The 15,447-nt window shown below is 38.8% G+C and carries 10 protein-coding genes; 7 read left to right on the forward strand and 3 right to left on the reverse strand.

Features of this window, described 5'->3' with window-relative positions:
• The first annotated feature begins 21 nt into the window (after positions 1-21).
• Both yaaA and BLV86_RS03625 read left to right on the forward strand, forming a co-directional pair.
• Positions 22-768, forward strand: a complete 747-nt coding sequence (gene yaaA / locus BLV86_RS03620; RefSeq protein ID WP_090815159.1) for a peroxide stress protein YaaA — start codon at positions 22-24, stop codon at positions 766-768.
• Between the two features lie 215 nt (positions 769-983).
• Positions 984-1,856 carry an alpha/beta hydrolase fold domain-containing protein gene (locus BLV86_RS03625; protein ID WP_049962521.1) on the forward strand — a complete coding sequence of 291 codons (873 nt, stop codon included), beginning with the start codon at positions 984-986 and terminating at the stop codon, positions 1,854-1,856.
• A gap of 137 nt (positions 1,857-1,993) precedes the next feature.
• Here the strand turns inward: BLV86_RS03625 and BLV86_RS03630 are convergent, their stop codons facing one another.
• From BLV86_RS03630 to BLV86_RS03640, 3 genes are all read right to left on the reverse strand, one after another.
• On the reverse strand, positions 1,994-3,571 hold the full coding sequence (locus BLV86_RS03630) for a response regulator transcription factor (RefSeq protein WP_090815160.1): 1,578 nt from the start codon (positions 3,569-3,571) through the stop codon (positions 1,994-1,996).
• A 73-nt stretch (positions 3,572-3,644) separates the two neighbouring features.
• Complete coding sequence (locus tag BLV86_RS03635) at positions 3,645-4,241, reverse strand: sensor histidine kinase (protein ID WP_330386195.1); 597 nt, start codon at positions 4,239-4,241, stop codon at positions 3,645-3,647.
• Positions 4,242-5,372 carry a sensor histidine kinase gene (locus BLV86_RS03640; protein ID WP_090815162.1) on the reverse strand — a complete coding sequence of 377 codons (1,131 nt, stop codon included), beginning with the start codon at positions 5,370-5,372 and terminating at the stop codon, positions 4,242-4,244. It lies immediately after the preceding gene.
• A gap of 288 nt (positions 5,373-5,660) precedes the next feature.
• On the opposite strand from BLV86_RS03640, the gene BLV86_RS03645 reads away from it, so the two are divergent.
• The 5 genes from BLV86_RS03645 (at position 5,661) to BLV86_RS03665 (ending at position 15,364) form a co-directional block, all read left to right on the forward strand.
• The gene (locus BLV86_RS03645; RefSeq protein ID WP_278308770.1) at positions 5,661-6,470 is read left to right on the forward strand and encodes an ABC transporter permease; all 810 of its coding nucleotides are present in this window, start codon (positions 5,661-5,663) and stop codon (positions 6,468-6,470) included.
• 9 nt (positions 6,471-6,479) lie between these two features.
• Entirely contained in the window at positions 6,480-7,364 is an 885-nt protein-coding gene (locus tag BLV86_RS03650; protein ID WP_090815164.1) for a carbohydrate ABC transporter permease, read from the forward strand.
• Between the two features lie 33 nt (positions 7,365-7,397).
• The gene (locus BLV86_RS03655; RefSeq protein ID WP_090815165.1) at positions 7,398-8,963 is read left to right on the forward strand and encodes a type 2 periplasmic-binding domain-containing protein; all 1,566 of its coding nucleotides are present in this window, start codon (positions 7,398-7,400) and stop codon (positions 8,961-8,963) included.
• Positions 8,964-9,054: 91 nt separating this feature from the next.
• Positions 9,055-11,406, forward strand: a complete 2,352-nt coding sequence (locus BLV86_RS03660) for a glycoside hydrolase family 31 protein (RefSeq protein ID WP_242873225.1) — start codon at positions 9,055-9,057, stop codon at positions 11,404-11,406.
• Between the two features lie 226 nt (positions 11,407-11,632).
• On the forward strand, positions 11,633-15,364 hold the full coding sequence (locus tag BLV86_RS03665; RefSeq protein ID WP_090815166.1) for a hypothetical protein: 3,732 nt from the start codon (positions 11,633-11,635) through the stop codon (positions 15,362-15,364).
• Positions 15,365-15,447 lie beyond the last annotated feature (83 nt).

Below are 15,447 nucleotides of genomic sequence, written 5' to 3' on the forward strand. Positions count from 1 at the left end.
TAAGGGATTTTTTTTAAAACTATGAGAATTATTTTATCGCCTGCTAAAAAAATGAATAAGGATACTGATAAACTGGATTATAAGGATCTTCCCGTATTCCTTGAACAGACAGCATGTATCCTGTCCTGGCTTTGTGATCATTCGCTATCAGAACTTCAAAAATTGTGGGGCTGCAATGAGAAGATAGCGAAGCAGAATTATGAACGTATCAGGGATATGGATTTACACAGTGGCTTAACTCCGGCGATAATTTCATATGAAGGTCTTGCCTACCAATACATGGCACCTGCAGTATTTGAGAGGAGCTCCATAGATTATGTTCAGGAACATCTGAGGATCCTGTCGGGATTCTACGGAGTCCTGAAGCCTTTAGATGGTGTGACTCCATATAGACTTGAGATGCAGGCAAAGGTAAGTTTATGTGGTCATAAAGATCTATATGAACTTTGGGGACAGAAACTTTATGATGAAGTAAGGGATGGAACCGGAATTATCATTAATCTTGCTTCTAAGGAATATTCAAAGTGTATAGAAAAGTATCTGAAGCCGGATGATACATTTTTAACTGTAACTTTTGGCGAGACTGTAAATGGAAAGCTTGTGACAAAGGGTACATATGCAAAGATGGCACGTGGCGAGATGGTAAGGTTCATGGCAGAGAACATGATAGAAGATCCAAATGAGATAAAGAACTTTGACCGTCTTGGATATGTATTCAGGAATGATTTATCTAAAAGTGATGAACTGGTTTTTGAAAGAAGAAAATGATTTTGTCTTTTTTAGAAAGCTTAAATATGAGAAGCTTGAGTATAAAATAAATCCTACGCACATAGAAGACCCTATCGGTACACCCCGGTAGGGTCTTTTAGTTTATTCTTGATAAAATAAACTTCGGATTTTGTGGTATCATTAATGAAGATATCAGATCGAAATAGAATCATAAGAAAAAATAACTGATAAAACCTGAAAGGAAATAATAAAATATGGGAAAAAGTTTAGGCGCAAAAATCGTGGGGGATCTTCTTAAGTTCTGGCCAAAGCTTTCAGCGGAGGAAAGCGAGCAGAAAATGGTTGAAGCTCTTAAAGCAGAAGAGAAAAAGTCTCCGGCTCCGAAAAATATAGGGACCAGATTTGAGGATAATGAAAACGGCCGCATTTTTTATGTAAATGAGAAGGGCGTATCACGTTATACGGTTTTTTATATTCATGGCGGTGCCTACAGATATGATTTCATTCCTATTCACTGGATGTTTATAGAAAAGCTTGTGAAGGAGACCAATGCTTACGTTATTGCTCCTGCCTACAGACTTGCACCATTCGGGACTTATAAAGAGGCATTTGACCTTATAGTGCCGGTATACAAACAGTATTGTGAGGAACATCCGGAGAAGAAGATTATTCTCATGGGTGACTCGGCAGGTGGCGGACTCTCGCTTGCCCTGACAGAACATTTTAAAGCAGAAGGTATCCGCCTGCCGGACGAGCTGATCCTGCTTTCTCCCTGGGTAGATATCTCAATGGAAAACGAAGACATTAAACAGTATCAGCCTAAGGATCCTTTGATAACAGCAGCCTCTGCTGTTTCGGTGGCGAAGCGCTGGGCCGGAGACCTGGATCTTCATGATCCGAAGGTCAGCCCTATTTACGGTGATCTGAAAGGGATTAAGAACATAACGGTATTCATTGGAACAGATGAGGTTCTGTATCCGGATGTAACAAAGATGTTCAGGATGCTGGATCAGGATGTGTCCAATGAGCTCATAGTGGGAGAGGGAATGATACACATTTATCCTATCTATCCCATAATAGAATCCATACATGCATGCCATAAAATATTCCATATTGTTTTGAGATAGTGAAAGAAAGCCACCGTGGTAAGTTCCAAAGATGAACCGTTCACGGTGACTTTTGTTTATTTCCATAATCTCATTCCATTATGAAGGATACGAGAAGGTCTGACTCATTTTAGGGAGAACGCAGGGGGCTGCTCATTTTACATCACTTTTCTATATTCTGCCGGAGTGATCCCGAATTTCTTTTTAAACAGTCTTGTAAAATATGAATAGTTATCATAACCGATCGCAAGGGAGATATCCCTGACCGGAGTGTTGGTTTCTGTTAACAGCTTTTTTGCAAGCTCCATACGTTTTTCTATAATGTAGTCCATGTAGCTCATCCCTTTTTCCCTTTTGAAAATTTTGGTTATATAGTCAGGGTCAAAGAAAAACATATCAGCCAGATCATTTCTTGATATTTCATCCTTGAAATGGGTATCAACGTAATTAAATAATTTTATGATAGACTGCTCTTCACTGTCAGGCTCGGAAAACCGTGAAAATACTTGGACTATATAGTCCAGGTAAAGTCTGAAGTAGTATTCGGACAGAGAAATATGTCTGTTGAAAAACTGATACGAGTCTTTGCTTAATATATCCTGAGCAGGGATATCCAGTTCATCCAGGTAGGTATACAAAAGCTTGTTGATCTCAAAATAAAGGGTTGAAAGGGTTGTACCGGTTAAGGCACCATTAGCCTTGAGCTTTGCTGAGTACTTAAGTACAAGCTGATAAAACTGTTCCCAGTCTTTTGAATTTATTACAGTCATAAGTATATCTGTATCCAGTGGTTGTCCGGGACTTATTTTTGCATCAAAATGGGAAAGAGTAAGTACTTTGTCAATATTGTTTGCATTATCTTTTCTAAGCTGCAGCAATCTGTCCAGAGTAGATGGTAAGGATAAAACAGATTCCGCCTTTGATATGAAAAAACTGGAGTGCAGCATTAGTTTTTCTTTTGTTGTAAATACTATCTCCTCTGCCTGGGTTTTGATCATATTAAAATGTGATGAGCCCGCTCCCTCATCCTTAGGTACAGGCACTAAGGCTATCAGAAGGTTTTCTTCTGTCTGATAAGGCAGGATCAATCCCTTAGTTGAAAAGTGTCCGCCAAATACAGATATAAAGAGTTTGGTGATCTGCTCATAAATATCATTGATATTGCTGTACTGACATATGATCTGACTGCCATCCTTTAAAACATAGGGATAGATCTGAAAAAGTGATACTATAAACTGATCCCCATCATTAACTGCAGAGTCAAATGCCTTAAGCTTGTAGAGAAAATCATCAGGTGAAATCTGCTTTTGAAGAAGATAGTTAACCCAAAGCTGGTCTCTTGCAGTTTTATTTTTACTGGCATTTGAAACTGATTCTAAAAGTGCATCTTTTATAATGATGGATAACTCATCATAATCAATTGGTTTAAGGTAATAATGAAAGCTTTTAAGTTCCAAAGCTCTTTTGGCATAGTTGAAATCGGCATAATTTGTAAGAAATATGGCCGGTAAATTGTAGCCGTTTTCCCTGAGATACTCCAGTAAATCTATACCAGAACCCTGTGGCATATCTATGTCGCTGAGTAAGATATCGATCTGATTATTATTTATGATCTCTTTGGCTTCTTCAATGCGATATGCCTTAAAGACATTGTCTATTCCAAGTGTTTTCCAGTCTATTCCTTTTTCTAAAGCGATGACAACAAATCTATCATCGTCTACGATTAATGCATTCATAAATAAAATCCTTTCAGTTGTCGTAGGCGGAAACCCACTGCCCTTTGGGCGGTGGGTAGTTGACAAATACCTCTTAATCCGGTGTATATGGTATGTGAAGGATTACTTTTGCGCCTATTGCATCATTATTTGCAAGTATTAATTCAAACCGATTGTCATATAAAAGCTCTAAGCGTTTCAAACTGTTGCTTAAGCCAAGGTGCTGACCATCCTTTGATACAGAGATTCCGTTATTGATCTTTTCTATTATTTCTTCATCCAACCCCTGTCCATTATCTGAAATTGTGATCTCAAAATAAAATGGCGTTTTGTATTTGGCTGATAAAGAATCAGTGCTGCAGTCATATTTATCGCAGTTGATCCTGATATCTAACGTTTCTCCGTGTGGTATGGCATGTTTTATGATGTTTTCCACAAAAGTGATAAGCAGGAGTGGAGGAACCTGTACAAGGGCATAGTCCTCTTTTGTGTGTAATTCATATTTTATGGTGTGACCTAATCGTAGGTTTTGAATATTAATGTAATCTTCAATGTGGGCTAATTCGCTGCTTAGATTGATGAAATCCTGATCTGCCTGAAACAGGTAGCGCAGATACTTTGAAGTAAATGTAAGCATTTTTCTTGCGGTTTCAGTTTCTCCTATGCTAAGCATACTGTCGATAGTGGTCAGTCAATTTAAATAAAAATGAGGTTTGATCTGCTGCTGTAAAAAGTGAATAAGGAAGTTATTCTTTTCAAGTTCAGCCTCATAAATATTGATCTTTAGTCTGGTTATTTCATGGGTCAGATTTTTAAACTGCCTGTTTATCTGATTCAGCTCCTGAATATTGGTATCAGATAACATGATGGAAGCTTCCTGTGTTTGATCCGGATCTTCCGGAAGTCTGTCCAAGGCAGCTAAATTATCTGATAATAATTTGATCGGAAGTATGATCTTTCTGTATGTGAACAAAATATATATTCCCATCAGTATTATAAATATCAGTGCCAAAAGAAAGATCAAAAATAACAGAAAGAATATATGCCCATAATGGCTGAAAACATCCATATAAATGCTTATATCAAATGGAATGTCATACTGTGTATTCTCAATTGCTATTTTGCTGTAAAACAACGAAGCAGGACCTGATGGAACCTCATTAGTAGCATAGAAAACATTGTTGCCTGACTCAAATTGAATGCAGCCCAGTCTGCCAAGGTTTAAAGATGATAGAGGGGCGCTCACGTCTTTCATATCAATTGCACTGGCAAATACATAATCTTTATAGCAGATACAGTAATATAAGAAGGTGCAATCGTTAAATTCATAAGGTGTCCATTCTATGATGTATGAACTTTGGTTTACATCTGCATCATTTATCAGTTTATCCCTGATAGCCTGATAAGCAGCATAATCCAGTGCGATGGAAGAGGCATTGATAAAAAGCTGGTTTTCTTTTGAATAAAAGAAATATTGAAACTCATTACCGATGGCATATTGCATTTCGCCTACTCTGGCTCTCAGGTCCTCGCTGGCCTGACGATAATCACCCATATTGTTATCAGGATTGAAATCCTCCAATACATGTTCGTGAACAACGGTCCATTGAACAAAGTGTGCTACCGCATCCAACTTGTGAGACAATTCTTTTTCATAAATATCAATAGAGTTTTTAATTGAAGCATCATTCTGTCTTCTCATTTCAGAAAAAGCATACCCACTTACCATCAGAAATATCAATCCGATAGGGATTGCAAGAAGCATCAATCTTCTGATATAAAGAGTTGCCTGAAAGGATCTGTTAAATCTTTTTGCTTTCATACAAATTACCTTTTGTAAATCACATTTTTTACATTACTTATTATAAAAGGATAGTAGTGAATACTCTATAAGATTGATATTTTAATTCGGAAAAGTGCTATCAGACAATCGTAAAAGTGCTATTTCTCATTTCGGATTATTTATATGATTTGTTTTGTAAAAAACAAGGAGGCAATCCAAATGAGAGAGTTGGCACTGAAAAAGAACAATAAGATTTCAAATTATTATCAGCTATATTTATTATTACTTCCCTCGGCAATTCTACTTATATGTTTTTCATATATTCCAATGTGTGGGATCATTATCGCGTTCCAGGATTATTCTCCGGCATTGGGAATTACAGGAAGTCATTTTGTGGGCTTTAAAAATTTTCTTCAGTTTTTCAGATCATACCAATTTGGTGTAACAATAAAAAATACCCTCATTCTCAGCTTATATAGCATACTTGTAGGATTTCCTCTTCCTATCCTTCTTGCACTTATGTGTAATCAGATGAGATCAGGGAGATTTAAGAAAGTATTTCAGGTCATTACATATTTACCGCATTTTATTTCAACAATGGTTATGTGCGGTTTGATATTGATCTTTCTTTCACCAAGCAGTGGCTTATTTGCCAATGTTTTTGGCTTATTCGGAAAAGAGTTTCCTAATCTGATGGCAGACGCAGGCAAATTTAAGCATGTGTATGTATGGAGCGATATATGGCAGCATCTGGGATGGGACAGTATCATATATCTTGCGGCTCTTGCCGGAGTAGACCCAAGCTTCTATGAAGCTGCAGCTGTGGATGGAGCTACAACCCTCCAGAAGATAAAGTATATTGATATCCCGATGATACTTCCGACAGCGATGGTACTTTTGGTTTTAAGAGCCGGCAGCATTTTAGGAATAGGCTTTGAAAAAGTTTTTTTACTTCAGAATGTTCAGAATATTATGAGTTCTGAGATCATATCAACCTATGTTTATAAGATGGGTATGCAGAGCATGCAATATAGCCTGTCTACGGCGATTGGACTTTTCAACACGGTGGTCAACCTGATCGTATTACTATTCGTAAACTGGGTTTCCAAAAAGACTACAGAAAGCAGTTTGTTCTAGGAGGAAGTAATGAAAACGAAGGGTTTTTCACAAGATAAAGTAGTGAATGTTGTGTTTTACGTTATTGCCATACTGATGATCCTGATGGTTGTTTATCCATTGTGGTTTGTAATCATAGCATCTTTCAGTAATCCGGCAGATGTGGCTACAGGTAAGGTATGGTTTTGGCCAAAAAGCATTGATTTCAGAGGCTATAAGCTGTTATTTGAGCAGGATCAGATATGGAGAAGTTACTTTAATACTATCGTATATACGGTGGTTGGTACCTTAGTGTCTCTGATTGTGAATATAACTGCCGGTTACGCTATGAGCCGCAAGGATCTGCCGGGCAGAAAATGGATCAATATTTTCTATATTGTTCCAATGTTTATAAACGGCGGTCTCATACCTACGTATCTTACGGTAAAACAGTTTGGACTTTTGGATAACTGGCTTGTAATGGTACTTCCGTTTGCAGTCAGCACATACAACATTATAGTTGCAAGAACCTTCTTTGAATCGACTCTTCCGGAATCATTATGGGAAGCAGCCCAGCTTGATGGCTGTTCTACTTTGAGGTACTTTTTCCAGTTCGTAATTCCGTTATCAAAGGCGGTAATAGCAGTTGTCGGATTGTGGACAGCAGTTGGCTTATGGAACTCATGGTTCAATGCTTTGATCTATTTACAAAATGAGGATCTGATGCCATTACAGCTGGTTCTGAGAAGAATACTTATTGCAAATGAATCTTTGCTGGGAGCTGCAACCGGTACTATGGCCCAGGAATTAAGACAGCTTTCAGATATGATGAAATATGGTTCTATAGTGGTTTCAACATTGCCTATCATGATGATCTATCCATTCTTACAAAAGTATTTTAATCAGGGCGTAATGATCGGTGCAGTGAAGGGATAATTTAAGTTACAATAAAGAAAGAAGGAGCAGACTATGAAAAAGAAATTGAGTATCGCAATAGGGGGATTTTTAACAGCTTCTATGATGCTTACAGCCTGTGGGGGAACAACATCATCCACAGAGCCGACAAGCGGAAGCGCTGAAGATGACTACAAAGTGGCAACAGTCAGATGGGCTGACTGGGGAGAGGATTATCACAAAGGTTTTCCTGACCAGGCTGCTGCTGAAGCAGGAATTAATATTACCTGGAACACAATATTAAATTCCGATTGGGGTGATAAGAAGGCTGTTCTTCTTGCAGGCGGCAATTTACCGGATGCATTTGTCGGATCGATCTGTTTTACAGAGACTGATATCCTCACTAATGCCGGTACTTTTATAGCATTAGACGATTATATCGATGAATACATGCCAAATCTTAAAAAGATCATGGAAGAAGACGAGACAATGAGAGCACTCGCTACATCTGCTGATGGGCACATCTATGGTCTTCCTTCAAAGAAGCCATGTCGTCCAACTGTAGCAAATCAGATGTTTATCAATAAGGTATGGCTGGACAATTTAGGTCTGTCAGTTCCTACCACATACGATGAGTATGTAGAGGTACTCCGAGCATTCAGAGATGAGGATGCAAATGGAAATGGTGACCCGACAGATGAAATCCCATTTGGTCAGGGTTACGCAGATTCAGTTATGTTTTTCTGTCTTCCATTTGGCACAACCATCGGTGCTGATAGTACATATATGATGGCAGTACAGGATGGTAAGCCTGTATATCTTCCGATTACAGATAACTATAAAGATGGAATCAAAGCTATGCATGAATGCTTCGAGGAAGGACTGATCGATCCTGAAATCTTTACAGAAGACACATCTATGCGTGATGCAAAGCTTATGAGTGAAACACCTATTGTCGGTTCTGCGCCGGGATGGACAGCAGATGCAACATTTGGTGCAAATGCAGATCAGTATGCAGCACTTCCGGCACTTGTTGGTCCGGATGGAAATCAGTACATTTCATCAGATCCGGAGCATTGGAATTACAGCAGATATGAATTTGTCGTAACTTCAGATTGTAAAGATCCCGGTCCACTCCTTGCCTGGGCGGATAAGTTCTATTCAGAAGATGCTTCTATCCAGAATTTTTATGGAGCATTTGGAGTTGGTGTAGAAAAGGATGAGTCAGCAGGAACATATAAGGTTCTTGAGCCAAACGATGGCAATTCGGCTGATACATTTGCCTGGATCAAATCACTTCGTGACTTCGGTCCCAAATATGTTGCAGATGGCTTTAATGACAAAGTTTCATATGCCGGTGAAAATGGTGATGCTGCAAAGCTTTTGTTAGATAAAGATGTGAAGCAGTATGCATGTGAAGCATATCCAAATGTTAGCTATACACCTGACCAACTTAATACTCTTGCAACATTATATGCCGATCTGGAAGCATATGTATCATCAAATCAGGCGACATGGGTTGCTGACGGCGGCCTGGATGAGCAGTGGGATAAATATATTTCACAGCTTGAAATGATGGGAATTAATGATTTCTTACAGATCCAGCAGGATGCATATGATTGCTATAATGCAAATAAATAAAGGGTTTTAAGGAACAGTACCGGAGACGGGCGAGCTTACATATGAAATTGGAGGCTTGCCCATTTTTTATGAAACTCAGAGGAGTAATGAAATGGCAGTGATCTTAGGGGAAAAATACAGAATATCTATCCTGACACATCGTTTGATCAGGCTTGAATATCAGGAAGATGGCATATTCGAAGACAGAATTACAAAAGCTGTTGTAAACAGGACATTTGATGATATTAAAGTGAAGAGCCGGAGCGAAGATGGATATCTATATGTGGAAACAGACAGTCTTTTATTAAAATATGATCAGAAACCATTTTCTACAAATGGCTTGGAAATAAAGCTCAAGGATTTTGGGACAACCTGGCATTATAGCATCATTTATGGAAATTCTGACAGGAATCTACTCGGAACAGCACGCACTTTAGATGAAACCGATGGAAGAGTAATGCTTGAACCGGGAATCTTTGGACGTAACGGTTATGCGGTATTGGATGATAGTATAAGTCCGGTTCTCGATGAAACAAATGAGTATGTAAACAGAAATACTGATGGACTTGACATTTATTTCTTTGGATACGGCACAGATTTTTATGAAGGGCTCAGGGATTTCTACAGGCTTTGCGGTAAAACTCCTATGATCCCAAGATATGCTTTAGGAAACTGGTGGAGCAGATATTATCGTTATTCTGAAGAATCCTATAAAGAGGTTGTTGATAAATTTGAACAGGAGCAGATACCTCTTTCCGTAGCTGTTATCGATATGGACTGGCACATCACTGAGGTAGATGAAAAATACGGAACCGGATGGACAGGATACACCTGGAATAAGGAACTGTTCCCTGATCCTGGCAGGTTTTTAAAGATGCTCCACGACAGGGGATTAGCTGCAACCTTGAACCTTCATCCTGCAGACGGCATCAGAGGCTTTGAAGATATGTATGAGGATGTGGCACGGGAAATGGGGATCGACCCTGCAACTGAAAAGCCGGTGGAATTTGATCTCAGCGATTCAAAATTTCGCGATACATATTTCAAAAAGGTGATGAATCCCATGGAGGATGAAGGTGTTGATTTCTGGTGGATCGACTGGCAGCAGGGCACCGGAAAGCCTGATGCTGTTGATCCTTTATTCTTACTGAATCATTATCACTATGTTGATCAGGAAAAAAGAAATATCAGACCTATGATATTCTCCAGATATGCAGGTCCCGGCAGTCATAGATATCCTGTGGGATTTTCAGGTGATACTATTTCCAGTTGGCGCAGTTTAAATATTCAACCATTTTTCACAAGCACATCAAGCAATATCGGATATGGCTGGTGGAGCCATGATATCGGCGGACATATGCAGGGAGATAAAAATGACGAGCGTCTTGTAAGATGGATCGAATATGGTGTTTTTTCTCCGATCATGCGTTTACACAGCAGCAACAGTGCGTTTATGAATAAGGAGCCATGGGAGATAGATGAGCCATATAGAGGTGTTATCAGGAAATATATGAGGCTGAGACATGCCCTTCTTCCATATCTTTATACTGAAAACTACAGAGCATATAAAGAAGATAAACCGCTGATCAGACCGATGTACTATGACTACCATAGCTTTGAAGCGTCATATCATGTACCTAATGAATATGGCTTTGGAGAATCTTTGCTTGTTGGTGCGATCACAGAGCCAGCCGATGAAAAGTACAGAGTTGCTTCTGTTAATATGTTGATTCCGGACGGAATCTGGTATGACATATTTAACGGACGTATTTATAAAGGAGCAGTTAAGCGTAAGCTGTATCGTAAGCTGGATGAAATACCGGTACTGCTCAAGGCAGGCGGAATCGTGCCAACGTCTTTAAATGATCGTGAAAATGGTACTGCCAATCCTGAAGGAATAGGGCTTTATATAGGGGCAGGAGCAAATGGCTGTTATACAATGTATGAAGATGATGGAACTTCCATGAATTATAAAAAGCAGCAGCTTGTCACTACTGAATATAATGTTGTTTGGGATGAAAATGGCGCAATTGAGATCAATATAGGTAAAGCTGAGGGCATACTGTCATTGATTCCAGGTGAAAGAAAATATGAGATCAGGATTTATGGTGTTGATTTAGTCAAAGATAAGTTTGCTGTTTCTGTTTGTGGAAAAGAAGTGTTGCAGGATGATCAGGATATTTACTTTAAGTATGATGATAAAAGATCAATACTTACAGTCACTTTATCTAAGGTCATATCGGAGTGCGGCTTAGAATTGTCTGTTTCAGGACTGGAGCCGGGGAAGAATGCTTATAAAGAACAGGTAACCGACTTGTTGAAGAGGGCATGGTCTGATAATTGTGAGAAGGATGCTGTTTTCAATGCCTTAAATAGTTTGGGACATGATGATTTCCTTAACTGGTTAAAGGAAGATAACTGTTCTGAATTACTGAAAGATGCAGTCACTGAGTTATGTATGTAGAATGTACATAGACGAACTTGTAAGTATAGAGCGGAAGATTAATTTGATGATGCAAGGAAGAAGTGCTGTGAGCCTATAATAGTTCAGCCGGGGATGAACTGTTAAATCGTACTTATAAATAAGAAACAGATCATTCATCTAACCGGTTTACAGCCTGAAAAACATGATGTAAAATACGAGGGTTAATATTTTATATGAGAAAAAATATGTTTTTTGGGAGTAGGGGATGAAAAACTTTAATCATAGAAATGATCATGTAAAGGTGCGTACAACAGCTAAAAGAAGCTGCACATCTTTCGTATTAGCTGCCACAATTCTGTCTACAGTCGGTACTTCGATCGTACCTATGACAACATTGGCAGCTGCAAACAATCAAAGCGCCGAAGCAGCGGCTGCTGCAAATTCAGCTTATGAAGTTAAAAATTCTCAGGCTTTAACGGGTTCTGTTTCAAATCCGCAAAAACTCAAAAACCTTTTCAATCCTTTCTTTTATGCACTTCAGTATCCGGATGCCATGACTGAAGCAGGCACTGACCCGGAAGCTTTATATCAGCACTTCCTGACCAAGGGCCTCTCCAGGGGATACTTATGTAATTCATACTTTGATATCAAAAGATACCGTGATGATCATCCTGAACTGGAAACTTATCTTGGTGATGACTGGGATATGTGGGTTGCATACTTTTTTATGGGTAATGAAGCTCCTTCCGGACTTAAGGATATTTTTGATGCAACATTTTATGCCGAAACTTATCCGGATGCTGTAAAACTGTGCGGCACTGACCCGGATGCCCTTTATGAACACTTTGTAAACTCAGGGATTTTAAACGGGTATCAATGTAATCCGTATTTTAATATCTATAAGTATCGTGCCGCACACTCAAACTTGACAAAAATCTATGGAAATGACTGGAACAACTGGCTCAGGGATTTTTATGTAACCGGTTTAGCAGGTGGGGGGAAAACTGATTATCTCAGAAATACTCAGTCTGATGATTTTTCAGAAGAGGATGAGAACTCCGATTCTTCAGTAATGGATGACAGCACTGATTCTTCAGTAGGAGATGACAGGTCAGATGTTTCAGTCCGGAGCATTCCCGATAGTAACAGTGTTACTGACGGAAACGGTAATATCCTTGTTCCAGTATCTGAGATAGGTGAATATCTCACTCTCGAAGAACTTAAAGAAATATGCGGAGACAATCTGGTACTTGTTGCAGACAGTGATGGGTTTGTCACCTTTGTAGGTGGTCATTTCACTGATATTACAGTTGCCAATGAAGATGATTCTGTAAAAGCGATCCAGTGTATGCTTGAACTTATCGGTCTTCCCGACAGTAAGATACTTAAGTTAAACAAAACTGTGGGAAATTCAAAAGGTGATACTTATTATCAGTTTACAGGAGCAGATATAAACACAGGGTACAACAATCCTTACAGTAACATCAATTTGGGAGTTGATGATAAAGGCAAGGTGATCAGTTTAAGCAGTAACTGTGGCGCTAAGCTTGACAAAAACCTGGATTCTATAGCGAAAGTGAATCTTGACAGTATTTTGGAACGCACGAAAATGTCCGGTGAAACACTTGTCTCAACGGAATTTGAAACGGTATTCGATTCGACTGCCAATGCTTACTGCAAGGTCTTTTATGGAAAAGACGATACTACAGGTTATATATCAAAATATGTGATCCAGCCGGATAATGAAATATTTTATATAGGTACTTACTCTGATGTTCCTACCAAAGAAAACAATGTGTATGCTTTTGATTTTCTTTTCTCAGATGATATACAAACAGAAGAGCATACCTTTACTGATTATTTTGGAAATAATGTAAAACTAACAGTTGCATCTGTAGACGTGGATGGTGTGAGATATTCCTACTTAGTCGATAAAGAAAGAAAAATAGCTGCCAATTTAAAACCAGCCATTTCTTCTGTCAATTTGAAAAAGGGATTCACGTCGATAGATGATCAGATCAAATCACATTTCGTACAAAGTTTCGTGACTGTTCAAAAGACCTATGACGAATATAAAAAGCTCGGATTTTTTGATAACCTGAAAAACATACCTTTCATCATAGGCTTTGACAATAATGATCAGGAAGATAACGCAAGCTGTGGCTTCAGAGGTGCATACTTCTCTATAACAGTAAATGATAATACAGGTAATGCTTCCTTTGATTCTCTTGCTCATGAGGTAGGGCATGGAGTACTTGATGTCCTGGCTCCTACATCCCAGTATCTTAGTGAGAAGTCTCTACATGAAGGATTTGCGGATATCAACGGAAACATTCTTGAGATGATACTATATCTTGCCGGAGATAAAGCAACCGGAACGGGAATCGATCTCGAAAAATGGAGTATAGAAGAAAGTGTTGGAAAAAATCTCCGCTGCATGGGAGACCCGGAAAGTCTTGGTGATGTTTCAAAGGTTGGAGGACAGAATTATAGCGCAACCTATACTGATCATAACGATTGCCATGCCAAAGCAACTATCTATGGCAACATATGTTACAGGATGAATAAAGAATTAAATATCCCTCTTGAAGATCTCCTGAAGATCTGGTATGACGCAATGCCTAACATCACTGCAACAACTTCATATAAAGACGTGAAGGGATACATCACCTACTCAACTATGCTTCATGGATATAATGATCTGGCTGATAAAGTTTCAAAAATATTTGACGATGCCAATGTTGATGGATTCAGTGATAACTGGTCAGATCTTAAACCTGCTGAAGGTTATATTACGGATGTTCCAGTGGTGGTAGATAACTTTGAGGATATTTATGACAAATACTTTAAAGATACATCAAATAAAATAACATTCACTTATTCCAAAAATGATAAAGCACTTGCAAGTATAGATAAGTACGGGAATGTCGGTTCAGTTCTGAAAGACGGAGAAGAGCTCCCTGATTATGATCGGATACATATAAAATATAAAAACAATGATTATTCATTCTATATGTATCTCCCTGGACCGGATACTCAGGGACGCATGGATGCGGATGATATCCTTTCTGCATTAAACAGTGAATACAAGGTTGATAATAACCTGAAGGGTTTCTACTATTTATGTTACGAACTTGAGGGTAATGATGATGAGACGTTGAATGATTATTACATACGCCGGGTTGACAATGGAACGGAAAACTATGTTCCTGTTTATATTAATTTAACGAAGAACTTACATTATAACATTCCACTGAAAGAAAACTCAAAATATGAAATATGTAAGCTGAACCAAGATAAAAAGATGCAATCATTCTTTGTTTTAGACGTAAACGAAATAAAAGAAAGAGAAAATGAATATCCTGTTCTTTATCTGAAATCAGACACAAACAGTGAATTCGGAGTCAGTGTTTCATATAAGTATGAGACTGATGACAACACACAAAATCAGAATCAGGGACAACAGACCGGGAATAATAACGGTAATAACGGCAAAAACGTATCCGATGAAGCTGCCAAAGTAGGCAGCTCCGATGAGGAGATCGATAACCTGATGGATGAAAATGCTGAGACCGCAGATGATAACGATCCTGTTGATCCTACCGCAGCGTTTGAGAGCGAAGATCCTATGGAAGCTTCCAACCAGGACGATGATATATCATCTGTTGAAACTTCTGAAGAGGATCCGGATGCTGATGAACATAGCGGTGATTCTTCATCCGAGAACCTTCAGGGCGAGGTTTCTGAAGAGGATTCTGAAGCAGCTGCCGGACAGAACGAAGAGACTTCATCTGAAGATTCTCGGGAAGATGGATCTGATGAGGTATCAGATGTAGATGATGAGGAGAGTGAAGATACTTCTTCTGAAGATTCTCATGGAGAAGTTTCTGAAGAAGATTCAGAAGCTGATGCCGGGCAGAGCGAAGAAACTCCTTCTGAAGAACCTAAGGGAGATACTTCTGACGAGATATCAGATATAGTAGAACAGAAGGATTAAACTTACTACGGGGATCCTCAGGATGAGGTTAAAAAACATTAGACGATTTTTTAATATCGTAAATATTTAAGACGGGGTATAGA

The sequence above is a fragment of the Oribacterium sp. KHPX15 genome (assembly GCF_900107835.1).
Taxonomy (GTDB): Bacteria; Bacillota; Clostridia; order Lachnospirales; family Lachnospiraceae; genus Oribacterium.